The sequence below is a fragment of the Bacillus sp. 37MA genome (assembly GCF_000372765.1).
In the GTDB taxonomy this organism is placed as follows: domain Bacteria; phylum Bacillota; class Bacilli; order Bacillales; family Domibacillaceae; genus Domibacillus; species Domibacillus aminovorans.
Genome location: NZ_KB889752.1, coordinates 3495600 through 3519248, shown reverse-complemented (window position 1 = coordinate 3519248; position 23649 = coordinate 3495600). Strand labels below are relative to the sequence as shown.

At 41.7% G+C, this 23649-nt stretch carries 29 protein-coding genes and 1 riboswitch; of the genes, 14 read left to right on the top strand and 15 right to left on the bottom strand.

Going from position 1 to position 23649, the window contains the following annotated elements:
* Positions 1 to 101 precede the first annotated feature (101 nt).
* From A3M5_RS23335 to A3M5_RS0119350, 5 genes are all read left to right on the top strand, one after another.
* Entirely contained in the window at positions 102 to 1007 is a 906-nt protein-coding gene (locus A3M5_RS23335) for a hemolysin family protein (RefSeq protein WP_018395438.1), read from the top strand.
* Positions 1008 to 1087: 80 nt separating this feature from the next.
* On the top strand, positions 1088 to 1795 hold the full coding sequence (locus tag A3M5_RS0119365; protein ID WP_018395437.1) for a polysaccharide deacetylase family protein: 708 nt from the start codon (positions 1088 to 1090) through the stop codon (positions 1793 to 1795).
* Entirely contained in the window at positions 1796 to 2380 is a 585-nt protein-coding gene (locus A3M5_RS0119360; protein ID WP_018395436.1) for a DedA family protein, read from the top strand.
* A 15-nt stretch (positions 2381 to 2395) separates the two neighbouring features.
* Positions 2396 to 3514, top strand: a complete 1119-nt coding sequence (locus A3M5_RS23330; RefSeq protein WP_018395435.1) for an MGDG synthase family glycosyltransferase — start codon at positions 2396 to 2398, stop codon at positions 3512 to 3514.
* Between the two features lie 86 nt (positions 3515 to 3600).
* Entirely contained in the window at positions 3601 to 4212 is a 612-nt protein-coding gene (locus A3M5_RS0119350; RefSeq protein ID WP_018395434.1) for a DedA family protein, read from the top strand.
* 57 nt (positions 4213 to 4269) lie between these two features.
* On the opposite strand, the gene A3M5_RS25855 is transcribed toward A3M5_RS0119350, so the two are convergent.
* Positions 4270 to 4431: an Lmo0850 family protein gene (locus A3M5_RS25855; RefSeq protein WP_018395433.1), complete on the bottom strand. Its 162-nt coding sequence runs from the start codon at positions 4429 to 4431 to the stop codon at positions 4270 to 4272.
* 174 nt (positions 4432 to 4605) lie between these two features.
* Here A3M5_RS25855 and cls point away from each other — a divergent pair, with 174 nt between their 5' ends.
* Both cls and A3M5_RS0119335 read left to right on the top strand, forming a co-directional pair.
* Positions 4606 to 6066: a cardiolipin synthase gene (gene cls, locus A3M5_RS0119340; protein WP_018395432.1), complete on the top strand. Its 1461-nt coding sequence runs from the start codon at positions 4606 to 4608 to the stop codon at positions 6064 to 6066.
* Positions 6067 to 6381: 315 nt separating this feature from the next.
* Positions 6382 to 6564, top strand: a complete 183-nt coding sequence (locus A3M5_RS0119335; protein WP_018395430.1) for an SE1832 family protein — start codon at positions 6382 to 6384, stop codon at positions 6562 to 6564.
* A gap of 61 nt (positions 6565 to 6625) precedes the next feature.
* Here the strand turns inward: A3M5_RS0119335 and A3M5_RS0119330 are convergent, their stop codons facing one another.
* The 6 genes from A3M5_RS0119330 to A3M5_RS0119305 all read right to left on the bottom strand — a co-directional run bounded on the left by A3M5_RS0119330 (position 6626) and on the right by A3M5_RS0119305 (position 11701).
* Positions 6626 to 8179, bottom strand: coding sequence for a polyamine aminopropyltransferase (locus A3M5_RS0119330; protein ID WP_018395429.1), 1554 nt, complete (start codon positions 8177 to 8179; stop codon positions 6626 to 6628).
* 12 nt (positions 8180 to 8191) lie between these two features.
* Entirely contained in the window at positions 8192 to 8587 is a 396-nt protein-coding gene (locus tag A3M5_RS0119325; protein WP_018395428.1) for a DUF350 domain-containing protein, read from the bottom strand.
* Between the two features lie 27 nt (positions 8588 to 8614).
* Positions 8615 to 9169 (bottom strand): DUF4247 domain-containing protein, encoded by a 555-nt coding sequence (locus tag A3M5_RS23325; protein WP_018395427.1) that lies wholly within the window; start codon positions 9167 to 9169, stop codon positions 8615 to 8617.
* A 58-nt stretch (positions 9170 to 9227) separates the two neighbouring features.
* A complete protein-coding gene (locus tag A3M5_RS0119315; RefSeq protein WP_018395426.1) occupies positions 9228 to 9899 on the bottom strand; it encodes a PspA/IM30 family protein in 672 nt (223 codons plus the stop codon).
* Between the two features lie 19 nt (positions 9900 to 9918).
* Complete coding sequence (locus tag A3M5_RS0119310) at positions 9919 to 10428, bottom strand: DUF4178 domain-containing protein (RefSeq protein ID WP_018395425.1); 510 nt, start codon at positions 10426 to 10428, stop codon at positions 9919 to 9921.
* 145 nt (positions 10429 to 10573) lie between these two features.
* Positions 10574 to 11701 (bottom strand): protein YuzH, encoded by a 1128-nt coding sequence (locus A3M5_RS0119305; protein ID WP_018395424.1) that lies wholly within the window; start codon positions 11699 to 11701, stop codon positions 10574 to 10576.
* A gap of 140 nt (positions 11702 to 11841) precedes the next feature.
* Here A3M5_RS0119305 and A3M5_RS0119300 point away from each other — a divergent pair, with 140 nt between their 5' ends.
* The 3 genes from A3M5_RS0119300 (at position 11842) to A3M5_RS0119290 (ending at position 13589) form a co-directional block, all read left to right on the top strand.
* Positions 11842 to 12264 (top strand): hypothetical protein, encoded by a 423-nt coding sequence (locus A3M5_RS0119300; protein WP_018395423.1) that lies wholly within the window; start codon positions 11842 to 11844, stop codon positions 12262 to 12264.
* Between the two features lie 35 nt (positions 12265 to 12299).
* Positions 12300 to 13079, top strand: a complete 780-nt coding sequence (locus tag A3M5_RS0119295; protein WP_018395422.1) for an HAD family hydrolase — start codon at positions 12300 to 12302, stop codon at positions 13077 to 13079.
* 84 nt (positions 13080 to 13163) lie between these two features.
* Positions 13164 to 13589 carry a hypothetical protein gene (locus A3M5_RS0119290; RefSeq protein WP_018395421.1) on the top strand — a complete coding sequence of 142 codons (426 nt, stop codon included), beginning with the start codon at positions 13164 to 13166 and terminating at the stop codon, positions 13587 to 13589.
* 55 nt (positions 13590 to 13644) lie between these two features.
* Here A3M5_RS0119290 and A3M5_RS0119285 read toward each other — a convergent pair whose 3' ends face one another.
* The 3 genes from A3M5_RS0119285 to A3M5_RS0119275 all read right to left on the bottom strand — a co-directional run bounded on the left by A3M5_RS0119285 (position 13645) and on the right by A3M5_RS0119275 (position 16526).
* Positions 13645 to 14259, bottom strand: a complete 615-nt coding sequence (locus tag A3M5_RS0119285; protein ID WP_018395420.1) for a PH domain-containing protein — start codon at positions 14257 to 14259, stop codon at positions 13645 to 13647.
* 268 nt (positions 14260 to 14527) lie between these two features.
* Complete coding sequence (locus A3M5_RS0119280) at positions 14528 to 15415, bottom strand: YitT family protein (RefSeq protein ID WP_026221827.1); 888 nt, start codon at positions 15413 to 15415, stop codon at positions 14528 to 14530.
* A 178-nt stretch (positions 15416 to 15593) separates the two neighbouring features.
* Positions 15594 to 16526 carry a manganese-dependent inorganic pyrophosphatase gene (locus A3M5_RS0119275; protein ID WP_018395418.1) on the bottom strand — a complete coding sequence of 311 codons (933 nt, stop codon included), beginning with the start codon at positions 16524 to 16526 and terminating at the stop codon, positions 15594 to 15596.
* A gap of 193 nt (positions 16527 to 16719) precedes the next feature.
* Between A3M5_RS0119275 and A3M5_RS0119270 the strand changes: the two genes are divergently transcribed.
* Complete coding sequence (locus A3M5_RS0119270; protein ID WP_018395417.1) at positions 16720 to 17991, top strand: MFS transporter; 1272 nt, start codon at positions 16720 to 16722, stop codon at positions 17989 to 17991.
* Here the strand turns inward: A3M5_RS0119270 and A3M5_RS0119265 are convergent.
* The 5 genes from A3M5_RS0119265 to A3M5_RS24940 all read right to left on the bottom strand — a co-directional run bounded on the left by A3M5_RS0119265 (position 17953) and on the right by A3M5_RS24940 (position 21362).
* Positions 17953 to 18606 carry a uracil-DNA glycosylase gene (locus A3M5_RS0119265; RefSeq protein ID WP_018395416.1) on the bottom strand — a complete coding sequence of 218 codons (654 nt, stop codon included), beginning with the start codon at positions 18604 to 18606 and terminating at the stop codon, positions 17953 to 17955. The genes A3M5_RS0119270 and A3M5_RS0119265 overlap by 39 nt on opposite strands.
* Before the next feature lie 163 nt (positions 18607 to 18769).
* The gene (locus tag A3M5_RS0119260) at positions 18770 to 19036 is read right to left on the bottom strand and encodes a DUF6612 family protein (protein WP_018395415.1); all 267 of its coding nucleotides are present in this window, start codon (positions 19034 to 19036) and stop codon (positions 18770 to 18772) included.
* Positions 19033 to 19812 carry an SDR family oxidoreductase gene (locus A3M5_RS0119255; protein WP_018395414.1) on the bottom strand — a complete coding sequence of 260 codons (780 nt, stop codon included), beginning with the start codon at positions 19810 to 19812 and terminating at the stop codon, positions 19033 to 19035. Before A3M5_RS0119255 ends, A3M5_RS0119260 begins: the two co-directional genes overlap by 4 nt.
* Positions 19813 to 20817, bottom strand: coding sequence for a lactonase family protein (locus A3M5_RS0119250; RefSeq protein WP_018395413.1), 1005 nt, complete (start codon positions 20815 to 20817; stop codon positions 19813 to 19815). It abuts the gene before it with no gap.
* Positions 20818 to 21218: 401 nt separating this feature from the next.
* Entirely contained in the window at positions 21219 to 21362 is a 144-nt protein-coding gene (locus A3M5_RS24940; RefSeq protein ID WP_018395412.1) for a Fur-regulated basic protein FbpA, read from the bottom strand.
* 201 nt (positions 21363 to 21563) lie between these two features.
* Positions 21564 to 21673, top strand: a riboswitch (TPP riboswitch).
* Positions 21674 to 21755: 82 nt separating this feature from the next.
* Here A3M5_RS24940 and A3M5_RS23320 point away from each other — a divergent pair.
* The 3 genes from A3M5_RS23320 to thiS are packed head-to-tail and all read left to right on the top strand — an operon-like array spanning position 21756 to position 23649.
* Complete coding sequence (locus tag A3M5_RS23320; protein ID WP_196803576.1) at positions 21756 to 22307, top strand: thiamine phosphate synthase; 552 nt, start codon at positions 21756 to 21758, stop codon at positions 22305 to 22307.
* 5 nt (positions 22308 to 22312) lie between these two features.
* Positions 22313 to 23449, top strand: coding sequence for a glycine oxidase ThiO (thiO, locus tag A3M5_RS0119235; protein WP_018395410.1), 1137 nt, complete (start codon positions 22313 to 22315; stop codon positions 23447 to 23449).
* A complete protein-coding gene (gene thiS, locus A3M5_RS0119230) occupies positions 23446 to 23649 on the top strand; it encodes a sulfur carrier protein ThiS (RefSeq protein WP_018395409.1) in 204 nt (67 codons plus the stop codon). Before thiO ends, thiS begins: the two co-directional genes overlap by 4 nt.

Here is a 23649-nt window from a genome sequence, read left to right as displayed (position 1 = left end):
CGGTAAACATTGCATTATATTCTGCTGATTTTTCAAATTTGATCATCATATTTTATAGGAGGTGACTTCTTCTTTCGCACCATGCGGGAGAAGAAATCTGATTGGACATATGGATTGCACTTATTGCTGTTATCCTTGTAGCACTATCGTTTACAGCCATCCGGTTTATGAAAAGAAGAGAAAAAAATGAAACTGGAGACCCCCCCTCGACAGGGCGCTCCTCTGCTTTACTCGCTGAAATAAGCGGTGCACATAATGACAATACTCTCTCTGTCTTAGGTGACAGAAGTGCGACAGAAGTTATGGTGCCTCGCACAGAAATGGCCTATATGCCAAAAGATGAGACTGTCAAAGAATGCATCAGCTTGTTCCGAGAAACAAAATTCACACGTTATCCGGTCATTGACGGTGATAAAGACCGAGTCATCGGCTTTGTGAATTTTAAAGAAGTCATCGCAGAATACGTATCTGATCCTGTAGTGGGAGCAAAAAGTATTAAGCATTTTATCCGTCCCGTCATTCGTGTCATCGATTCTATCCCTGTTCACGAGCTGCTCGCGAAAATGCAAGCAGAACGCATGCAGATGGCCATTTTAATTAATGAATATGGTGGCACTGCAGGGCTCGTCACGGCTAAAGATATTGTTGAGGTCATTGTTGGCGAGCTTCACGATGAATTCGATATTGCTGCACCACCCGTCATTCAAATAGTGGGTGAGCATCATTACATTGCTAGCAGCAAACTGTCTGTATCTGAAACAGCACAACTACTAGGCATTGATATGAACGATGACGATGTTGATACGATTGGCGGCTGGATGCTGACGGAAAATTTCGATATTCAATGCGGTCAAACGATCGAATATAGTGGATTTTTATTCACTGTTTTAGAAATGCAAGATCATCAAATTCGTCAACTCGAAATCAAGCCGGTGACCGCTGTTAAACGAATCGAATCATCCGTAGATCCATCGGCTATCTCAATAGCTGCACCCAATAATGCTTAAAACCCGCTTTTCAGCGGGTTTTATTTTTTCTATAATAGGAATTGACTAAAAGACAGGACTTTAAAAAACTGGAGGTTTTTATGAAAAGAATCGTACAAACGGCTTTTCTGTTCGCTGCCGCGTGGACGATTATTCCGACTGCAGCAGCACGAACATGCTCAACACGTGTGAAAAAACGCGGATACGACCGAAAACAAATCGCACTGACATTTGATGATGGTCCAGATCCAGTTTATACACCTCTTCTACTTGAGACATTACATAAATACAATGTACAAGCGACATTTTTTATTGTTGGCAAAAAAGCAGAACGTCATCCGGATTTAATACGTCGTATACAGAAGGAAGGACACGACATCGGTATTCATAATGACCGGCACATTTCCAACTGGCTGCTATCACCTTCCGCTATGAATCATCAGCTCGTTCGTGCTTCAGAAAAAGTATCTGCCATTACCGGGGAACGTGTTACATTGTACCGGCCACCTTGGGGGCACTTCAATCCAGTGACGCTGTCAAAAGCAAAACGGTTTGAGACAATTATGTGGACAGCCATACCGGGTGACTGGAAAAAAAATATGACTGTCCGAAAACTAGCAGATAAATTACGCAATGCCCGGTCAAACGGCGCTATTATTACATTGCATGACAGCGGAAACACTTTCGGTGCCCATAAAACGGCTCCGCGTATGATGATTGAAGCACTTCACTTATTTTTATCCGATGAAGATTCTGAACAATACGAATTCGTTACAGTTACTACTTTGATTGGCAAACAGAGGGCTTAAATGGAATCATTAATCTTTGCTTATTTATCAAAATACGGATACGTTATCTTATTTTTCACCGGCCTATTTGGCATTGTCGGCATTCCCGCACCGGAAGAAAGTCTGCTTGTCTATATCGGTATGCTTGCGAAAAACGGCTCCATTTCCTTTGCTTATGCTGTTGCTGTTTTAACATCTGGAGCCTTTACGGGCATGCTCATTAGCTACACGCTCGGACGAATGATCGGGCAGCCGCTCCTTGACCGGTATGGTAAATATTTAGGTGTAACGAAAAAGCAGCTCCATAAAACGATTATGCACTGGAATTTATCAAAATCATTATTAGTCGGATTTTTTATCCCCGGTATTCGTCAGTTTAATCCTTACTTCGCCGGTATTACAAAATTTTCTATTCCTGCATTTATAGCTCTTTCCGTTTTAGGTTCCTTTACGTGGGTATTGATTTATATATCAGCCGGTTTTCTGATCGGTTCGTACATTCAAATTGAACCGATCTATTTAAGTATCGCCGGTGCATTTTTTTTCATCGTCTTTATGATTCATTTTATTTTAAAGTGGAGAAAATCATCACATTCCAGCCGCTAAAGGAGTCTAAACTATATGAAAATTATTGTACTTCCTTTATTCCGTCTGCCTTCAGGTCACCATAAAGCAGCGGAAGCCATTATTGAACGCATTACTTGTATACGACCTGACGTCCAAATTAAAACGGTAGATTTATTGAGCTATTGCCATGAATCGCTTGAAACAGTCGTTTCAAAAATGTACATGCAGTGGATCAGCAAAAAACCCGAATCGTACAGCAAGTTTTATAAATCGTTTATTTATACACCTGACGGTAAGCGAAATGAACAGATGTCCATTCACGTGTGGGATAAATATTTTGAGTTCCGTCTTGCCCGCATCATTGAAAAAGAACGGCCAGATTATATTATTTGTACGCACAGTTATCCGTCAAAGCTATTAAACCATTTAAAACGACTGCGAAAAATAGATGTACCTGTCATTAATGTGTACACTGACTTTTTCGTCAGCGATGTGTGGGGAAAACGAAGCATCGACTATCATTTTGTCCCTCATCTCGAAGCAAAAAAATGGCTTGCAAAATTCGATGTTCCAGGAAATCGAATTTTCGTAACTGGTATTCCTGTGCATCCTTCATTCGAAGTGGAACATGTGCATTCCGAACACCGCTCTATTCTTGTCGCCGGTGGAAACAGCGGGCTTGGCCACCTCGAAAAACTGCTGGACAATTTGCAAGGCAATACACTTTCTTACACGTATAATGTCCTATGCGGGCATAATGTAAAACTGCGTGAATTAATCTTGTCTCTCGATCATCCGCGTATTAAAGCACTTCCTTATATGAACAGCCGTGAAGATATGAACCGGTATTATGAAGAGGCATCTGCCATTATTACAAAACCAGGCGGCATTACTGTCAGTGAAGTTCTTGAAAAAGAACTGCCTGTTTTTATTGCAGGTGCCCTCCCTGGGCAGGAAGAGTTCAATGCGGACTATTTAAAAAAGCGGCAGCTTATTTATGAATTAACCAATGATAAACCGGTTGAGCAGCAAATTACGGCGATTATTGACAGTGACATCGAGCGCAGTAAATGGAAAAAACGGATTGAAATGTACCGCTTTGAAAAAGAACATTCACTCGAAACAACCCTTATCAATATATTCGGCAAAGAATCATCATCAATCCCGCTTTGAATGCGGGTCTTTTTAATGGTGAAGAAGAAGCGTAAAGTGCTATAATTTCATCTTAAGCGTAAATCTTTTGTGGGAAAGGAATGGCTATGGAAAATTGGATTATATCAATGATGGAGCAATACGGATTATGGGGTGTCTTTTTTTTAATCGCCCTTGAAAATTTATTTCCACCGATTCCATCTGAAGTCATTTTAACATTTGGTGGTGTCATGACCGGCTCAACGGATTTGACCGTCACCGGCGTTATTTTAGCGTCAACAGCTGGATCAGTCATTGGAGCCGTTATATTATACGGAATTGGCCTGTTAATTGATGTTGAAAATTTAGAGAAAATTATTGATCGGTATGGCCGTTTTCTTCGTGTCACAAAAAAAGATATTCATCGTGCGGATAAGTGGTTTGATAAGTATGGCGTATGGACTGTATTTCTTTGCCGAATGGTGCCCCTTATCCGCAGTTTAATCTCTATTCCAGCTGGGATGTCGAACATGAACTTCTTTTTATTTTTAATCTTCACGACAGCCGGAACACTAATATGGAATACAATCCTTGTGAATCTCGGTGCAGCATTTGCTGATTCATGGCATACAATCGTTGATTATATGGATGTGTATTCAAACGTTGTATATGCAATCCTTGCCATCCTGTTTGTTGCTGCGATTGTCTGGTACGTGAAAAAAATACGCCGTCGTTCATGAAAAAAAGTCCGGAAATCGTTTCCGGACTTTTTCAAATCGCATAACGATCCATCTTTCTTATCCGATATGATAAGACGTGACCATCTTTGCGCAACCAGCCGTTTCACAACTGCCCTGCAATGCTTTCCAAAGCTCCAATCTGGATTTAGTCGCTGTTACTTTTACACCGAGCCTGGCAATTTTATCAACTATTTCGCGAGTCCTATCTGCACTCTTCATCGTTATCCATCCTTTAATGTTTTTTTGTTTATACGTTTTATATAAAAAATTGTTTCACTTTTTTTAGATGTATTCTTCTTTTTCCCCGTTTCGCTAATTTCAATCCGGTTTATTCTGATTTTTTTCCTGTATAATAAACAGCAAGAACAATTTTGAAACAGGTCGGTGATAAACGTGACGATCGGTATTCCAATCTGGCCATGGGCTGCATATACTTTATTCGCATTGAATGTTACATTCGCCGTAGTCGTTATTTTCCTTGAACGACGTGATCCTAGTGCAACTTGGGCATGGCTTATGGTACTCTTTTTCATACCTTTTCTTGGTTTTTTTCTCTATCTCGTCTTTGGACAAAATTTAAGCAGAAGCCGCCTGTTTGATTGGGATGATAAAAAGAAAGTCGGCATTGAAGAGCAGATCGACCATCAAAAACAAGCCATCAAAGGAAGTGTTTTTCCTTTCGCCAACCCACATACCCAGAAAAACGCAAAATTGGTGTATATGCTGCTCAGTCACAATGACGCTGTTTTATCTGAAGATAACAGCGTCGATATTTATATAGATGGCAACGCTAAGTTTGAAGCATTAATAAAGGATATACGCAATGCGAAAGACCATATACACCTTCAGTATTACATCTTCCGCTTTGATGAACTTGGAAAAAAATTAATTCATGTTTTAACTGAAAAAGCGCGAGAAGGTATTGAAGTATGTGTGCTTTTTGATGACTTAGGCTCCAGAAAGTTAAGACGGCGCCATTTTAAAGAATTGATTGAAGCAGGAGGCGTTGTAGAAGTTTTCTTCCCGTCACCCATTCCTTATGTTAATTTACGCCTTAACTATCGTAATCATCGAAAAATCGTTGTTATTGACGGACAGATTGGCTACGTGGGCGGATTCAATGTCGGTGACGAATATTTAGGAAAAGATCCATCGTTCGGTTACTGGCGTGATACACATTTGCGCGTGAAAGGCAGCGCTGTTCATGCCCTTCAAACACGATTCATATTAGACTGGAACCAGGCGTCAAAACAGCATGACTTTGTGTATGAGGAACGACTTTTTCCTGCACCCGTAACAAAAGGCGATGTCGCACTTCAAGTGGTCACAAGCGGCCCGGACTCTGAATGGGAGCAAATTAAAAGCGGTTACTTTAAACTCATTACAACCGCTAAAAAGTCCATTTACATTCAGACTCCCTATTTCATTCCAGATGCGAGTATTTTAGATGCACTTCGGATCGCTGCTTTGTCTGGGATTGATGTAAAAATTATGATTCCAAATAAACCTGATCATATGTTTGTTTACTGGGCAACGTATTCATATGCGGGTGAACTTATGAAAGCCGGGGCAAAAATTTATATTTATGATGATGGATTCATTCATGCGAAAACGATTGTCGTAGATGATAAGTTAAGTTCGGTCGGTACAGCTAATATTGATGTGCGCAGCTTCCGGTTAAATTTTGAAGTGAATGCATTCATGTATGACTATGAAAGCGGCAAAGCGCTCGCAAAAATTTTTATGAATGATATGCTCGTCTCGTATGAATTAACACCTGAATTGTATCAACAGCGCTCTTTAATGATTAAGTTTAAAGAATCCATTTCTAGATTACTATCTCCAATCCTTTAAAAGAAGCGAAATTTGCTTCTTTTTATTTTTTTGTACCAAATAAGTAAAAAAGTTTTGAACTTTTTGTGAACATATAGTATTATATATTTACAAACTATTTATGAGGTGATTAATATGGATCGAGTATTGATGAAGCGTTTAAATAAACAAGGACTTATTTTTGCGGCGGTCCATACGGTATTTTTCTTAAACCTCGCATTCGAGTTCATTGTCTCTTCTTAATTTTAAAATAAGCATGGGTACACTGCTCAGTGCAGTGGCCTTTTTTATTTTGCAAATGTAAAATAAAAGAAACATCATAAAGGCGGGATTCTGATGAAAAAATCACAAATCGAATATAAAATTGCCGAACTGAAAATGGATTACATGCGTGTGCAAGGTGATATTGAAAAATTGGAATCAACTGGACATGGCACGACAAAAGCAGAAGAAATGTTGACAGCAATGGAATTAGAATTGAAAGCCTTAAATGAACAGCTGCTCGCAGCGACAGAATAATAAAACCTTGATTTTGATTTAGTCACAAAAAGAGCCGCCTCACTACCTGGGGCGGCTCTTTTCAATAATAACGCCACGAATTTTCATAGACTTCAATTAAATTCGGCCGTATTAATGTATTCGGTTTTAACGTCACTGGATGGCCGTTCTCATCTTCTATAAGGGCATCCTCATCTTTGCCGAATTCTGCTAGCGCCGGCAGCATATCCGTCGTTAAATAGCGTGTATCGTCCATAATACTCAGTTTAGATAACTGCACGGGTTCACGCGATGCTAAAATAAATCCCCACCCGCCGAAGCTTGGAATATCGGCATGTAAATTTTCCGTTTTCAATCCGGTTTCTTTAATTGTTTTATCAATCGTCCAGTATACTTCCGGCGCAAAAACAGGGCTTGTCGCCTGTATCACCGAAGCACCATCTGGCTGCAAATGATTGCGGATAAGCGAATAAAATTCCTGCGTATACAGTTTATTCAGCGATTCATTATTCGGATCCGGTAAATCGACGATAATAACATCATATAAACTATCCGCTGCTTCAAGAAACTGAAAGGCATCGTCATTCACCACATTCACACGACTGTCATCAAGCGAACCTTTATTTAATTCCGTCAATAAGTGATTCGTTCGCGCCTCTTCTGTCATTGCCGGATCGAGATCGACAAGTGTCACCTTTCCCAGATCTTCATATTTCAACAACTCCCGCACGGCAAGCCCGTCGCCGCCGCCTAGGACAAGTACATCGTTATGACGCTTGGATGCAGACATAACTGGATGCACAAGTATTTCATGATATCGATGCTCATCTGAAGAGCTGAACTGTAATTGCCCGTCTAAATAAAGACGTGTATCCCCCTGCTCACGCGTCAAAATAATTTGCTGATACGCTGTCTGCTCGGAAAACACGACTGGATCATGATACAATTTTTGTTCAAAATGAAAAGCTGCTTCTTCTCCAAATAATGCACCTGCGATTAAAATAAGCAAAAATACAACACCTGATACTGCATGTAACGTGAATCGTTTCAATTCTTTTTTAAAACGGAATACTATCCAAAGAGCAACGGCTACATTAATAAGGGCAACGAGAAACGATGTTTTAACTAATCCAAAGTACGGACGGAGTAAAAATAAAAAGAGCAGTCCGCCCACTAACCCGCCGGCATAATCGGAAAACAGTACTTTCGCTGCACTTTTTTGCAGTGAAACGCCAATCTCATTTGCTTTCCGAATTAAAATCGGCAGTTCTACACCGGTAAGCGTTCCAACTAATAATGTAACGCTGTATAAAAAAAGGGCATCGGTCCCGTCTGGCAAATATGCCGTTACGCCAAAAAGCAGCATCGATGAAAAACCACCGACAAGACCGATACCATATTCAATCCAGATAAATGATGCAATCAAATGATTCGTCATTTTTTCACTTATGTATGCGCCGATACCCATTCCGGTTAAAAAAAGGGAGATGGTGAGTGTATACTGCTTCACTCCATCTCCTAAAATGTACGAACCGAGTGCACCGAACAGCACTTCAAATATAATTCCGCAAATCGATACGATACCTGATGCGTAATAAATCGATCGGCTTTGCCGGATAGATTCCTGTTCAGTCATGTGAGCACCGCCTTACGAAATCGAGGCGCCAATAACAAACGCCAGGCCAATGGAAACAGAAAATGAGACAATACCTACTGCTAGATTTCCCTCTTTCAACTGCTCTTCCACTGAAAAATTTCTTGTGAATAGTTCAAATAAAACATAGGCTACTAATTGAAGCACCATTCCGAATAATCCCCAGTATACCGTCTCTAATATCGTATCGTTGTGGAAAATAGAAAACGTAAGAATGATGCAAATACCGATAGTTTTTCCGCCAATCGACAACGCAACCGCTGCATTGCGGCCTTTAATTTCATCCCAATCTTTATACTTTCTCGTTACCTGTTCAAAAATCACCAAACCTACTACCACGATTGCAATGGCAATCGCATAATACAAAAACGTCAACAAAAATGGGTTCACAACCGAATCCCCTCTCTTAATATACTATTACTTGCCTGATCCTGGGCCGCCGCCTCGAAACACGGAGCCTCTCCCGTATGTACCAGATGAAAATGAACCGTAGTATCCACCGCCCGAGTAGCAATCATCGTTATTTTGACGGCACTTGTTCGACTGCGTCCGCTCCCAGTTTGAACCGAAACGGCCATTTAAAAACGAGCCTAGCAGCATGCCCGAAAAGAAACCGGGATTGTAATGCGTACGGACAAACTCATCTTCTGCTACTTCAACAAGTGTCGATCCTGGATTGTCTGGATCTTCTGTTAATATAATAAACTCATCATCATAGACGAGCACTTGCCTGCCGTCTACTTCTTCACCGATTTGTTCCGGTTTCTGTACTTCGATCAATTCTGCTGCTGTATCCGGGACACTTTTATTTACCCGGTATACAAGTGCACGGTCATTTGAACTCGTGTTGTTTTGAACGGCGTCGACGAACGTATAATTTTCATCAATATAATCATCGGCCTCTGACAATCCGCACGCAGCAAGAAACACGACAAACGCAATCGTTCCGGTTAGCCATCCTTTTTTTATCATAAATGAAACACTCCAAATGAACAGAAACGGCCCGCCCATCTATGCGGGCCGCGGTTCCTTATTCTTTTCCGAGCTTTTGTTTAAGTGCGGCCAGTTCATCATCAACAGCACTGTTTTTCTTCAAAGCAGCCAATTCATCATCAAGGCTGCGCGACTCGGCACGCAAATCTTCTGATGTTTCCGCTTCTGCTTCATACTGCATCACTTTCTCTTCCATCCGTTCAAAGCCGCGGCGTGATTCATCACCGCCAACGGATGACATCGCACGGTTCATTTTCGTTCTCGTTTTTGCAGATTCCGCACGCGCTTTTAAGGAATCTTTTTTCAAGCGCATTTCCTCGTACTCTCGCTTCATTTCAGACAATTTATCGCGCAGGATCGCAACATCTGATGCCGCTTGTTCGTGCGCGGTACGCATGGAGTCCGCCTGCTGAGCGTGAACATTTTTATCTTCGAGCGCGCGGCGTGCCAAGTCTTCATTGCCTGCTTCAAGAGCGTCAATTGCTTGCTGCTGGCGCTTTTCCACCATGCTGTTCGCATCATCGTATTTCTTTTTCAACATTTTTTCATTTGCCAGCTGTTTCGCTACAGCTGTTTCCGCATCACGAATATCCGCCGCCATTTCCCGCATAAATTGATCAAGCATTTTAACCGGATCTTCTGCTTTTTCAAGTGCCGCATTTAGCTCTGATCCAACATATGTCTGTACACGTTTAAAAAATTGAAACATGTTATCTCCTCCAATTTGTTTAGCTTCCTGCCAAGATGGTCACTTCATATTCTTCAATTTCATATCCGTAACTGACTTCCACATCTCCGCCCCATACTTCAACAGATAAAAAATGTTCTCCCGAGTCGTCCATATAGTCATAATAGTCCACATTTTTTCCGTGGATGTTCTCACTGCGGCCTTCTCCTTTTACATATGCCTGGCCCTGTTCCTCTAAATAATATGTTCGGCCGTCATGCGTCACTTTTCGCGTACCCGGTTCGAGCCCCGGCAGGCGAATCGTTTCATACATCCCCACTTCAAGCTCATCATCAAGCTCAACGCTGAGCCAGATTACTTTCCCGCTTGCTGCCAACTGGTACGCATCCCACGTATAACCGCTGTCGTTATAGTGAATCTTGCCGGTCACTTCATAATCGACAAGATCATATGTGACGAAATCGCCTACACGTACATTTAAAAGCGTACGATCTTTCGTTTCGGGAATTTTTTCATCCGCTCCTTTAAACAGACGTTTAAAAAAACTCATTTGCTTTTCACCTCACATATACGTACGCACAAATTATTCCTCGGTTTCATTTTTCTGAGTATAACAAAAAATAAAGCATTAAAAACACGCAAATAATGATTTGATTCAATTGTCATCTGCAAAAACAACAGCCCGTCCAGCTATTTTAAGAAGTAAAAATAGTCAAATGACCTGGAAGCACTTTTAATTCAAGCGGCACAGTATCCGCCATATCACCGTCTATATTTGCTTTCAACTCCATCGATGAACTGATTTTCAATTTTTCCGATGTGAAATAAATAACATCAGGATCTTTTTGAAAGTCTCCTTTTAATAAATTTGCCCCAATCCGCAGCAATTTAGGCAGCGCTACATTTTTCACGATAAAGCAGTGAAAATGTCCATCGGCTACTTTAGCATCAGGTGCGAGCTTTTCAAAGCCAGCAACCGAATTCGTCAATGCTGCTAAAAAAAGAAGCGATTCTTCTTCATATGTGCCGCTATCTGCTTCCACTGTAATCATAAATGGTGTTTTATCCGTCAATGTTTTTAATCCTTCGATAATATACGCAAGCGATCCCATTGATGTTTTTTGTTCAGATGTGACTTCACCAGTTGCTTCAGCAATGCCTCCTAGTGCTAAAACATTCAAAAAATAGCGGTCATTTATTTTACCGATATCCGCCAATTCCGTCTTGCCCCCTAGCACACCAATCGCTTCTATCAGATCAATTGGCACATTGAGCGCACGTGCAAAATCGTTCACTGTTCCAAGAGGAATGACACCCATCTCAGGACGATACGGCTGTTCGGCAAGGCCATTGACCGTTTCATTCATCGTCCCATCGCCGCCCATTGCAATAACGGCATCATACTTTGAATCACACCCTTCTTTTGCAAAGCACATCGCATCTCCTTCCCCTCCCGTCAAACGTATATCAACGTTATACCCGGATTTTTCAAGCTGTTCCTTTACTTGATCAATGTGTTCTTCTACTTGCTCCTTTCCAGATGATGGATTTGCAATAATCATCGCTTTTTTCACTGCGGGGACCCCCTGTTTTTTTGATTTGCGATTATGGTAAAAGTGACCGATGCCTAGTTCGTCATTTAATCGCTGTTCCATTTGTTCAAGATTTTCTTTCGTCACAGGTGGATCGTTTTCCGACCAGTTGACATTATAAACGAAGTAATATCGGTTGATGGGCCGAAAAATGACGGTTGAATTCGGAAACTCGGCATAAATTGCTTTTATGTTATATCGCTTTGTGTAAGACCACTTTATTAAATTCATGCTTCTTCACCTAAGCATGGTATACCCGAAAATTGACGAAAAGAACATCGTCATGTGTGCTTTTTCGCTAAAATTAGTGAAAGGAATATACGAGCGGACGAAGAAAGAATTAAATATAAATAGGAAACGGAGGGATACAATTGGCTGAAAGGTACAGTGCAAAAGAAGTTGCAGCAGCGCTTGAGATCAGCCTGTCGACGCTTGGCAAATATGTGATGGCACTTGAAGGGGCAGGGTTTCGATTTGAAACAGGCAAACGCAATGAACGGCTGTTTGATGAAAAAGAGCTGGCGACGCTCCGGCGCATAATCGAAACCGCTTCTTCCAAAAAATTGCCCCCGGGTCAAGCAGCAAATCTTATTGGACAAAACGCATTTTTCTCGATTATTGACAGACGCCTTTGCGCACTTGAAGAACAGCAGACACATATACTGGCGCTACATACAGAACTGGCTGAAAAAATAGCTCGGCTTCCGGTCCAGCGTATTCCCGATTATACTCCGCCCCCTTTTTTATCTTTTCCACGTCGAAAAGGAGGATTTTTACGCTTTTTGTCGAAATAGCACCTAGACTACGCATATATGAAGGAGACAACATTTTGAAAAAAGCACTATTCTTTGACCTCGATGACACACTTCTCAACGATAAAAAAAGCATTCAAACGGCATTTGACGTAACGTGCGGTGAGATTGCCGAAAAATATGAAAAAGATGCTGGAGAGATTGAACAGCATGTCCGTACTGCTGCTCATGCACAATATGAAACGTATTCTTTTTATCCAGTGACGGTTTCTATTGGTATTAACCCATTTGAAGGACTATGGGGTGATTTTGGCGACGTTCATTATAGTCTATTCCGTGATATGGGTGAAAACATTGCGGATTATCAGCTAAAAACGTGGAAAAATGGCCTGTCTGCAGCAGGTATCCCTTCTTTTGAAGCTGAATGGGCACGTGAGCGTTTCCGTTCCGTTCGCCGCGAATCACCATTTGTCTATGAAGAAACGTTCACGGTACTTAATGAACTCCGTGAAAAAGGATACCGTCTTCTTTTATTGACAAATGGAGCGCCTTCCCTTCAGTTAGAAAAATTAACGATGACTCCGGAGCTTGTCCCTTATTTTGATTATATTTTAATTTCGGGCCATTTCGGGTTTGGCAAGCCGGAAAAAGCAATTTTTGATCATGCGCTGAAACTAATGAATGTCGAAGCAGCAGACGCTCTTATGGTTGGTGACAATCAAGGGACGGATATTCTTGGTGCAACGCGTGCCGGCATAGAATCCGTCTGGATTGATCATGGTGAAGGCAAAATCATTGATGGAGCAAACCCTCATCATACGATTGGCCGTTTAAAAGAAATTTTGACGATCGTATAAAAATGGTTTATTCTTCTCTGAAAACGGGTATATGAGTTTAAACAAAGAGATAGACCTGTTTGACAGGGCAGAGGAGAGAAATGGATGAATAAGCATTTTGAACCGTCTAAATTGGACATTAAAGTTTTTGATCAGAAAGATAGCCGCCCGTTCGCAGAAAATGTGATGATCGATAAAGAAGTATATGAACTTCGCGACGACACGATGAGAACACCGCTTGAAAAAGCAGAAGTCTTTGAACAGCTGCTACAAACCGAAGATGCTTGTGAGCTATGGATCATCCCAGTAACAGAATCGACGTCTTCATTCACACAAACGTTATCAGAAGAAAAGACATCAGCTCTTTTCGGCATGCTGTCAATGATCCGTGAAAGGGTACAGCGCGACCGTACTTTTTTAGTCGTTGGTCCCGACTGCTCTAAAAATATGACCAGTAAAGTCGAACAGCTCGGCTATACCGTCGTTCCATGTGAACAATCTGAACTTGAATCTCTAACAGTCGAATATTAAAAAGCGATGAGCGCTCTGTTGAGTGTTCATCGCTTTTTTATGCATGCATTCATATTTAGTTATTAATATATTTTTCAAACACTTTCCCAAAATCTTTTACGCGATACCTTGAACTTGATTGCACTAACCAGTTAAATGCATAATTATTTATTTTTTCAAATTCGCCCGCCAGATCGATTTGCGTCTTTGTAATATGTTGAACGCTGCTTGCTGACATATCAAGACTTTTCTGTGAATAGCCAAGATACATCTCATTTTCATGCTGCATTTCGGCAATTTTCAATAATGCCTTATACAAATCTTTTAATTCTTCAAGATGCTTTTTGTGCACGTCGATTGAATACGTTTCATTGCCGAGTGTAAATTTAATTTCCACATCAAGGTCAACTGTACCTGCCGTCTCCAGCATGACATTCGAGACGCGATTCGTGACATAGTTAAATCGGCGCAGCATTCTCTTTTTGCTAACGGCATTCGCACCGTCAACGTGAACGAGACCGAGATTCGTGAAGCAATACTCATCTGCTTTTGATTTAATTAAAAAATAAATTTTTTCATTATCTTCATGCATGATGTAATCATCAGCATCTACCTTATCGTAATCCGCTGGTTTAATAACCGCTCCAACATCGCTCAATCCAAGTACATCCGCTGCTACTTTTCCAAACATAAATACCCTCTCCTTTTTTATACAGTATGTGAATGAATACGTTTAAAAAATTTAAAAGTTTCATTATATGTGCAACTAATTTCTTTTTTCCTTTTTAGTCACATTATAATCAATTTAGAATAAAAGCACCTATGTTTCCTTCACATTCGATACTCACTTCTGATCAAATAAAAAAGCTTCAAAGTCTCATTGACTTTGAAGCCTGAACTGTTTATTCACCAACTACAAATTCAAAGAATGCCCCGGACTCTGCCCGGAACACTCCTTATTAATGAATATCTTTTTTCTTAAATCGACCGCCACGCACTTCAGCGATATCCCCTACCGCAAGAAAGGCACCTTCATCCATATCTTCCACGATCGATTTTAGTTTAGCTTCTTCAAGGCGGTTAATCACACAAAAAATAACTTTCTTATGATCGCCGGTGTATGCACCTTCCCCGTTCAAATAGGTCACACCGCGTCCGAGGCGGGCAATAATTGCTTCCCCGATTTCCTGGTATTGATCGCTAATGATCCATGCTGATTTCGATTCATCAAGACCTTGAATAACAACATCAATCGTTTTAAATGCGATAAAATAGGCAAGAACGGAATACATCGCTCGGTCCCATCCGAATACGAATCCACCCCATAGAAAAATAAAAATGTTAAAAAACATGACAATTTCACCTACGGAAAAAGGCAGTCTTTTATTAATTAAAATGGCGAGAATCTCTGTCCCGTCAAGCGAGCCTCCATAGCGAATAACGATGCCGACACCCGCTCCAAGCGCCAGCCCACCAAATACCGCTGCCAGTAAAATGTCCTCTGTAAACGCGGGGACTGGATGAAAAAAAGTGGAGGCAACCGATAAAATCGCGATACCGAAAACCGTCGATAACGCAAATGTCTTTCCGATTTGCTTATAGCCGAGGTAAAAGAAAGGAATATTTAATAAGAATAAAAACAGACCGAGTTTCACACCTGTCAATTTCGATAAAATAATAGAGATCCCGACAATTCCGCCGTCCATTATCGAATTCGGAACAAGAAAAATTTCAATTCCAACCGCCATCATAACAGCACCGATAAAAATAAATAAAATCCGTTTAATCAACCTTCTAAATGTCAATCTTCGGTGCTGTTTTTGAAGCAGACTTTCCTGTTCCGTCATTGGTTCATTATCCATGCGTCCACGCCCCTACACTCTATTTCCTTTATTATAACTATTCTTTACACAAAAAAAAAGCGATCTTACTGAAAGCGATTTCTTTTTTTTGGGGGGTAAGCATTCTTTTTTCTATAAAAAAACCTTTCGAAAAGGAGATCCTTTTCGAAAGGACTGGATGATCTTATTTCGCCTGCAAAATTTCAGTCAAAACTGGAACGATTTGTTTTTTACGTGATACAACACCTTTTAGAAGAGCCGTGTTGTTATCAAGTTTCACATTGTATGCTTCTTCAACAGCAGATGCTTCCGCTCCGATCGCAATCGCAACCGAGTCACTGTTTAAAATGTCCGTAATGACTACGAGGAACAGATCCAATGTTTTTTCATTAATCGCATTTGTTACTGCTTCTTCCAGATCTGCTTTAAGAGCCAGAACGTCAGCTGGATCAATGGCATTAATCTGAGCAATTTCAACCTTTTTGCTGCCCATTGGAAATACTTTTGCATCAATTGAAATAAGCTCTGCAGCTGTTTTTCCGTTTAAATCAGCGCCTGCTTTCAACATATCAAGACCATATTCGTCTACGTTTACACCAGCAATTGCAGCTAATTCTTTCGCTGCTTTTACATCTTCTTCTGTGCAAGTCGGTGATTTAAATAAAAGAGAATCGGAAATGATCGCAGACAGCATTAAGCCAGCGATATTTTTTTCAATTTCCACACCGTTTTCTTTGTACAATTTGTTCAAAATCGTTGTTGTACAGCCAACCGGCTCAGCGCGATAGTACAACGGATCAGCTGTCTCAAAGTTTGCGATACGGTGATGGTCGATGACTTCGAGAACCCGCACGTCATCAATGTCGTCAACACTTTGCTGACGTTCGTTATGGTCGACAAGAATAACCGTTTCGACTTCAGATGCTGCTTTTTCGATTAAACGTGGTGCTACTGTATTGAACTGTTTCAATGCATATTCTGTTTCACCGTTTACATCGCCAAGACGGACTGCTTCTACGTCAAAACCTAGCTTCGTTTTCAAGTCTGCATAAACAAGCGCAGAACAGATTGTGTCGGTATCCGGATTTTTATGACCGAAAATAAATGTTTTTCCCATGTGTTTTCCCTCACTTTATGTATAATGTTCCGTTTTATTTTAACGCAAAACGGAAAAAGATGCTTACTTAATTTTAGTATAACTGAAAATCGATTAAATTCACATAAGATTAATTGGTTTAAACATTAAGTTATTATAAAATGGCAGGATACATTCATTAAAGTGCGAATTAGTATTAAGATGGAGGTGTTTTATGCAAAAAAGCCAGGGCTGGAAATTATTTTTAACCCTTCCTGTACTTTCATGGGCGCTTTACGATTTTGCAAATACTATTTTTTCATCTAATATTACGACCATTTTTTTCCCGTTTTACGTGCAGGAAGTAGCCGGGGGTGACGAACGGCTCGATCAAATTGCCAGTACATTTTTATCTTATGCGAATGCCGTATCAAGCTTTTTCCTCGTATTATTTTCACCGCTCTTCGGTGTATGGATCGACCGGACGGGACGAAAAAAACGATACGTCATGGCATTTGCGCTGGCAGCAATTATTTTCACTGCTTTAATGGGCTTGATAGCCCCGCTCAGTCTCGGTCAATTTGGCGGACTTCCGGCAGCATTTGCCTCAGTCGTTGCGTTATTTGTCGCCGCAAAGTTCTTTTATCAGTCTAGTTTAATTTTTTACGATGCGATGCTGCCTGATATCGGGACGAAAGACACGATGGCTGTGCTGTCTGGCTTTGGAGTCGCAGTCGGTTATATGGGGACGCTTGTCGGATTAGCTGTCTATCCGCTCGTAAGTAAAGGCAATTATGCAGATGCTTTTATTCCGACCGCTGTTCTCTTTTTCATCTTTACAATGCCGATGCTATTTTTATACAAAGAAACACCGGGTCCTGCCTTAGAAAAACGGCCATTTTTCGCCGGTTACCACGATGTTTGGCATACGTTTAAAGATATGCGCCGCTATCGGCCGATTTTTCTGTTTATGATTGTCTACTTTTTCATTAATGACGCAATTGCCACGGCGATTGCCATGATGGCTTTATATGCAAAAGCGATTGTCGGTTTTACATCCGGCGAATTCATTTTGCTTTATCTTGTATCGACGATTTCAAGCATTATCGGCTCGTTTATTTTCGGCTATATTACCCGGGCTGTTGGCGCGAAAAAGGCCGTCTTTTATGTCGGCATTATTTTATTCTTCGCTCTGCTGCTCGGCACATTTGCAATTAACCGCCCCATGTTCTGGGTAACCGGCAGCCTGTTCGGCGTCGCACTTGGCGCAGTCTGGGTGACATCGCGCATTTTCATTATTGAACTGTCACCTGAGGACAAGCGCGGCCAGTTTTTCGGTTTGTTCGCTTTTTCAGGCAAATTATCGGCGATTGTCGGCCCGCTCATGTACGGGACGATCACGCTCGTACTTGCTGGCTATGGCAATATCGCGAGCCGAGTGGCACTCGCTTCTCTTATGTTATTCGTTTTAATCGGACTGCTCATTCACCGGAAGATTCCCGAGTAATTCACGCAAATTTTTCATATCAGAATGAATAAGTTCCAGTAAACGACGATTGTAAAAAATCGCTGCCGGATGAAAGGTTGGAAAGATCCTGTATTCTTTTCCCGTCCATTCATATTTATCTCCATTCAAGCGCAAAACAGGCTGAATAAGCAATTTACCATGAAGTTCAGATACTTTTTTCTCTTTGCCGATGAGCCGCTTTAAGCCAATGTTGCCAAGTGCGACGATCACTGGGGCTTTTACATGTTCAATTTCATAATCTAAGAGCGGCGCATGAGCTAGAATTTCGCCGCTTGTCGGCGCCCGGTTATATTTTCGTTTAATTTTCGTACCGTCTGGACCGTTTTTCTCACCCCATTTATAGGGACGGCTCCGGACGGCACTCGTTATGTATACCTCTTCTCTTGTGACACCGGCTATCTCCAAAAACTTCATCAATTCATTACCCGCGCGTCCGCTGAACGGAATGCCGTTGCCGATCTCTGTTTCACCGGGTGCTTCACCGACAAGCATCACTTTTGCGTATTCCGGACCGCTTCCGTATACAAACCCTTCCACTGGATACGATATAATTCTCTTCTTCCCCTGTTCTGCCAGCTCATCCGGGATTCTCATATCATTCACCTCCTTCTCTTTTCTAATAATGCCCTCATTCCCGCTATCCATCCGCAAGAAACCCCCGTTTTTAAACGGGGGTTTCACTGAATATTACAGCTGTAGTTCCTGCGCAGTGTTCACGATGTCTTCTGGTACTATGATCGCTTCTACACCATTGTAATTACTGTAGTCGGACATTCATCACCTGATTCATTTCCATCGATTCGCCGTCCATTTTCATCGTCATATCCATGATCATGTCAACTGCCGTTGTCTCGAACGTTTCTTTATCGATATGAATCGTGTAATCTACTTTTTGGATGTTCATACCGGCCATCATTTGATCCATCATTGCCTGGCTCTCTTCTCCCTCAAGCGTCGGCATAAACTGGCTCATCTGTTCTTCAATGAGTGCATTAAACTTTTCACCTTTTGTAGAAAAAATCATAATAATGACTCAATTCCATCTACATAAATAACCGAGCCGGTCACATGGCTTGCGGCGTCGCTTGCCAAATAATGAACGAGATCCGCGACCTGTTCCGGCTTTCCAGAACCTCCTGCAAGCGGTTGATTGCCTTCCGGATACTCAATTGGTATACGAATTTCTTTCAGCTTCTCATCTTCCATATTTGTACTTTCATCAATATTCGTTTCAATCGCGCCTGGGCAAATAACGTTTACACGCACTTTAAACTGTGCGAGTTCAACAGCAGCCATTTTGCCGAGACCGACTTGACCCGCTTTCGTTGTTGCATAGGCAGAAAAACCAAAATTTTTAAATGTCCTTGTTCCATTAATAGACGATGTAATAATGACGCTTCCACCATTTTTTTTCAAATAAGGTATAGAATATTTTAACGTTAAAAAGGTGCCGGTTAAATTCGTCATTATAACGGAATTCCAGTCGTCCGGATCCAAATGTTCAAGCGGTGTAAATGTCCCATTTTGTCCGGCATTTGCAAATACAATATCGATGCCATCCCACTTCGCAGCCGCTTCATTAATCGCTTTTTCCATCTCATCTGCTTTTGACACATCCGCTTTTACATGCAAAGCACGGTCTTCGCCGATTTTTTTCACAAGATCATCTGAATTTTCCGGGCTCCGATCCAGAAGGATGACATTGGCTCCCGCTTCTGCAAAACGAATGACTGTTGCGCGGCCAATGCCGGAACCCCCGCCTGTGACGAGCGCTGTTTTTCCTTTTAACGAAATATTCATTTATTTTTCTCCTTTCTTAATGACGCATACTGGTTCTCGAATCGTAACTTTCTCTTCTATAAAAACGGGTAACCCATTTTCCTCTATTTTAAACAAGGCAAGTTCATTTGAATCTTGATAAGCTGTAACTAAATACGGTGCGTCCGGCAACACGTAAAAACTGCGTGGTGTTTTCCCCGCTCCTTCTACGTGACGCGGCTGTGAAAGTGCACCTTCTCCTTGAATATCAAAAATAGCAAACCCGTTCCATCCACGAATAGACACGTATAGAAACCTCTTGTCGGGACTAAATTGTAGATCAGCACCTGTATGCACGCCGGTGTATCCGGCCGGAAGCGCAGCGATTGTGTCTAAATGCATAATATTTCCGCCAATTTCCACCTTGTAAATTGAAACAGTTGAATCTAGCTCATTTATGACATATAAAACCGGCAAGTCCGGATGAAAAAGCGCCATTCGTGGTCCCGAACCCGGTGCTGTTTTCACTTTCTTTACGAGCTTAAGTTCATTTTTTTCATATACAGCAAGCGTATCGGTTCCAAGGTCGCACACGACTAGATGCAACCCATCTGGAAACGGTGTAACAGAATGAACATGCGGTGCATCTTGCCGTTCTGCATTCGGTCCGCTTCCTTCATGTTTCACAAATGCCGTTTTCGTCAAGCGATCGCCGTCGCGTTCATATTTTGTCACTGATCCCCCATAATTGGCGGTCCAGGCTGATGTGTCTTCTGCATAAATATGACATGGTGCCATTTCACCCGCATCTGCTGTCGCTCGTCTATCCAATCCTTCTTCATCAATTTTAAAAAGATCTACCTGACCCTTCATCATTTCGGATGCCGCAAATAAATATCCTTCTGCTTCTGCTAAAAAAGATGGATTTTCAGCACCGGCGTATCGGCCCGTCACATTTAACTTTTCATTGTCCGTATCCACATTTACCTTATAAATGCCTGGTTCTTCTTTTTTCGCATAGCTGCCAATCCAGATTATATAATTCAAACAGTCATCTCCTCTATTTTAAACATCTCTTTTCTTATTACCCGCCATTCTCTTTTTCATACGTAAAAAGAAAAGTTTACACTTTTTCTGGTATATATTTTTCAGCAAACGTATGAAATTGGCGGGCTGACTGCCAGAACCGCACAATTCAGAGAAAAAACATGCGACATTAAAAGAAATGCTGTTTGCCTACAAGATACATTCATATAACTGATCACTGTCGTATCACTCGGCTTTTTATTAATAGAGCTCCCTTACTCATTTTATCGGATTCATTTTCATCGTTTTTTTAACCGGCACATTCCGCTTATTTATTACGCAGAGAACCGTGAACCTAGTGTCTACTCAACACTAAAAAAGAAAAAAGCTCAAACGCGATGGACTGCGTCTGAGCTTTTTTCTTAATTATTTATTTGTTTGTTTCCATCATTTAAATGAATCAATTCATCGACCGTTAATTCATAAAGCTGACGGTTACCATATTTAAAAATCCCTTTTTTCATTAACCGTTCAATCCATATCATTTGTTCCTTCTCTGTTTGCATACGGCTTCCCCTTTTTTCTTATTACCTTTATTCTATTCCCTATATGCGCATGTTATGAAACATATTTCACGACATATTTTTACAAAAAATAAAATAAAGCTTGTTTTCAAATAAATTCCGTCATTTTGTCTTGTGCTTTTACAAATCATTTTCATAGGTGACATTATCTGAATAATATGATAAGCTAAAAAAAATTGAATATTAATCCACTGGAGGTGCCTTTTTAAAAGGCTGAGATCAAAGTGATTACTTTGGGATTCCTGGAACCTGATCCAGTTCGTACTGGCGTAGGAAAGTGGCGAGACCTTTATTTATATTGTGTTATTTATACAGCGCTGCTTTCCATACTGGGAAGCAGCGCTTTTTGTATGTTTAAAAATGGAGATGATGCATTTGATTCATGCAGTAACGGACGGTACCGGCCTTTCTGAAAAAGCTATAGTGACTGCTGCCTCTCTTTATCCAAATGTTGAAGCGATTTGTATACGCGAAAAGCAGTTATCTGAAACAGACATTGATTCAAAAATAAAGCACATGATAAAACGCGGCATCTCGCCCGAGAAATTAATCGTTCATTCCTGCCCTGATATCGCTGTTCGTTATAGATTACAAGGGGTTCACTTTACGGAATTCGATGAACGCTTGAAAATATTCAAGCGTTCCCATCCAGACATCCAGGCCGGCAAATCTGTTCATTCTGTAGATACAGCGAGACAAGCAGAGATAGATGGCGCTGACTACATTTACTTCGGCCATATTTTCACGACCCCTTCAAAAGAAGGTCTCCCCGGTCGCGGACTAAATGCGCTGCGCGGTGTAACAAAGGCCGTTTCTATTCCTGTCATCGCAATCGGCGGCATTCATTCCGGTAACGTGAAAACAGTAATTGAAGCGGGCGCGGCTGGTGCGGCGATGATTTCTGCTTTTTTTAAAAAAGAGGAGTGAAAACGATGAGACGATACGATGTCATTATTGCTGGCGGCGGTGTGATTGGCTGTTCAATTGCCTACCGGCTAGCGAAATCTGGTTTGTCTGTGGCGGTGTTTGACGCCGGTACAGCAGGTAAAGCGTCGATTGCAGCAGGCGGAATGCTCGGTGCTCAAAATGAATTTGAGTATGAAAACCCGCTTATGAATATAGCACTTGAAAGCCGGGCGATGTTTCCAGATCTTCGCGATGAGTTGTTCGAAGAGTCCGGTGTGGATATTGAATTGCGCAAAGCCGGACTGTTAAAAGTAGCGGCTACAGCCGATGATAAGCCAGCTCTTCTCAAGCAGTATGCCTTTTTATCCGGCAAAGATGCATCTGTTAAGTGGCTCGAACCAGATGATGTGCCGTCTGTAGAGTCGTGTATGTCAATTGAAACAGCCGGTGCCATTTATTTAGAAAAAGACAATCAGGTGAAAGCACCGTTGCTTGCCCGCGCGTTTTTGCAGGCGGCGGTGAATGCTGGTGTGCACGTGTACGAACGAGAGGCTGTCATTCGCGTCGTAGTGGAAGCGAATACAGTATGCGGTGTACAAACAGCCCGCGGAGTGTTTCATTCAGACCGGGTCATTAATGCGGCCGGCGCGTGGAGCGGTACATTATTTGCGGAAGCGGATTTCATGCCTCCGATCATTCCGGTAAAAGGCGAATGCATATCAGTGAAACTGAGCGAAGCGGCGCCTGTAAAAACCGTTTTTGCCGTTGATGGCTGTTACATCGTGCCAAAGCGCAATAAGGAACTGTTGATTGGTGCGACATCTTATCCCGGCTCGTTTGACTCATCTGTTACAGCAGGCGGCATCCGCTCTTTATTAAACCGGGCGGCGCGGCTTTTGCCAGTGCTTGACGAAGGGATCATTGACCGTACATGGACCGGGGTGAGACCGCAATCATCTGATGGATTGCCAATTATCGGCGCCCATCCTTCGATTAAAGGCCTTTCCATATGCACAGGTCATTATCGGAATGGTATTTTATTAAGTCCTGTAACCGGGGTGTTAATGGAACGGTATTTGAATGGCTGTGAAAAAACAGCCGCTGTTCTTGCTCCTTTCTCTCCATCCCGGTTTCAAACAAAAAAGGAGGAATTACTTGTATGAACATGACCGTAAACGGACGTGACGTGCAACTTCCAGATCACGTCACAACAGTTCGCGATTTGCTTGATCACTTTAAGTTGAATAAAGAAATGGCTATTGTTGAACTTAATCAATCGATTTTAGACAAAACAACACGCGATGATGCGGCGCTCAGTGATGGCGACCGGATTGAAATCGTTCAATTTGTAGGAGGCGGATAA

Excerpts from the sequence above, each read along its gene's own strand:
- A3M5_RS0119275 (WP_018395418.1), bottom strand. The coding sequence starts at position 16,526 with ATGGGAAAAACATTTATTTTCGGTCATAAAAATCCGGATACCGACACA.
- A3M5_RS0119270 (WP_018395417.1), top strand. The coding sequence starts at position 16,720 with ATGCAAAAAAGCCAGGGCTGGAAATTATTTTTAACCCTTCCTGTACTT.
- A3M5_RS0119330 (WP_018395429.1), bottom strand. The coding sequence starts at position 8,179 with ATGACTGAACAGGAATCTATCCGGCAAAGCCGATCGATTTATTACGCA.
- A3M5_RS0119305 (WP_018395424.1), bottom strand. The coding sequence starts at position 11,701 with ATGAATTTAATAAAGTGGTCTTACACAAAGCGATATAACATAAAAGCA.
- A3M5_RS0119365 (WP_018395437.1), top strand. The coding sequence starts at position 1,088 with ATGAAAAGAATCGTACAAACGGCTTTTCTGTTCGCTGCCGCGTGGACG.
- A3M5_RS0119280 (WP_026221827.1), bottom strand. The coding sequence starts at position 15,415 with ATGACGGAACAGGAAAGTCTGCTTCAAAAACAGCACCGAAGATTGACA.
- A3M5_RS0119360 (WP_018395436.1), top strand. The coding sequence starts at position 1,796 with ATGGAATCATTAATCTTTGCTTATTTATCAAAATACGGATACGTTATC.
- A3M5_RS0119285 (WP_018395420.1), bottom strand. The coding sequence starts at position 14,259 with ATGTTTGGAAAAGTAGCAGCGGATGTACTTGGATTGAGCGATGTTGGA.
- A3M5_RS0119255 (WP_018395414.1), bottom strand. The coding sequence starts at position 19,812 with ATGAATATTTCGTTAAAAGGAAAAACAGCGCTCGTCACAGGCGGGGGT.
- A3M5_RS0119335 (WP_018395430.1), top strand. The coding sequence starts at position 6,382 with ATGAAAAAATCACAAATCGAATATAAAATTGCCGAACTGAAAATGGAT.
- A3M5_RS0119315 (WP_018395426.1), bottom strand. The coding sequence starts at position 9,899 with ATGTTTCAATTTTTTAAACGTGTACAGACATATGTTGGATCAGAGCTA.
- A3M5_RS25855 (WP_018395433.1), bottom strand. The coding sequence starts at position 4,431 with ATGAAGAGTGCAGATAGGACTCGCGAAATAGTTGATAAAATTGCCAGG.
- A3M5_RS0119350 (WP_018395434.1), top strand. The coding sequence starts at position 3,601 with ATGGAAAATTGGATTATATCAATGATGGAGCAATACGGATTATGGGGT.
- A3M5_RS23330 (WP_018395435.1), top strand. The coding sequence starts at position 2,396 with ATGAAAATTATTGTACTTCCTTTATTCCGTCTGCCTTCAGGTCACCAT.
- A3M5_RS24940 (WP_018395412.1), bottom strand. The coding sequence starts at position 21,362 with ATGCAAACAGAGAAGGAACAAATGATATGGATTGAACGGTTAATGAAA.
- A3M5_RS0119310 (WP_018395425.1), bottom strand. The coding sequence starts at position 10,428 with ATGAGTTTTTTTAAACGTCTGTTTAAAGGAGCGGATGAAAAAATTCCC.
- A3M5_RS0119260 (WP_018395415.1), bottom strand. The coding sequence starts at position 19,036 with ATGATTTTTTCTACAAAAGGTGAAAAGTTTAATGCACTCATTGAAGAA.
- thiO (WP_018395410.1), top strand. The coding sequence starts at position 22,313 with ATGAGACGATACGATGTCATTATTGCTGGCGGCGGTGTGATTGGCTGT.
- A3M5_RS0119265 (WP_018395416.1), bottom strand. The coding sequence starts at position 18,606 with ATGAGAATCCCGGATGAGCTGGCAGAACAGGGGAAGAAGAGAATTATA.
- A3M5_RS23325 (WP_018395427.1), bottom strand. The coding sequence starts at position 9,169 with ATGATAAAAAAAGGATGGCTAACCGGAACGATTGCGTTTGTCGTGTTT.
- thiS (WP_018395409.1), top strand. The coding sequence starts at position 23,446 with ATGAACATGACCGTAAACGGACGTGACGTGCAACTTCCAGATCACGTC.
- A3M5_RS0119290 (WP_018395421.1), top strand. The coding sequence starts at position 13,164 with ATGAATAAGCATTTTGAACCGTCTAAATTGGACATTAAAGTTTTTGAT.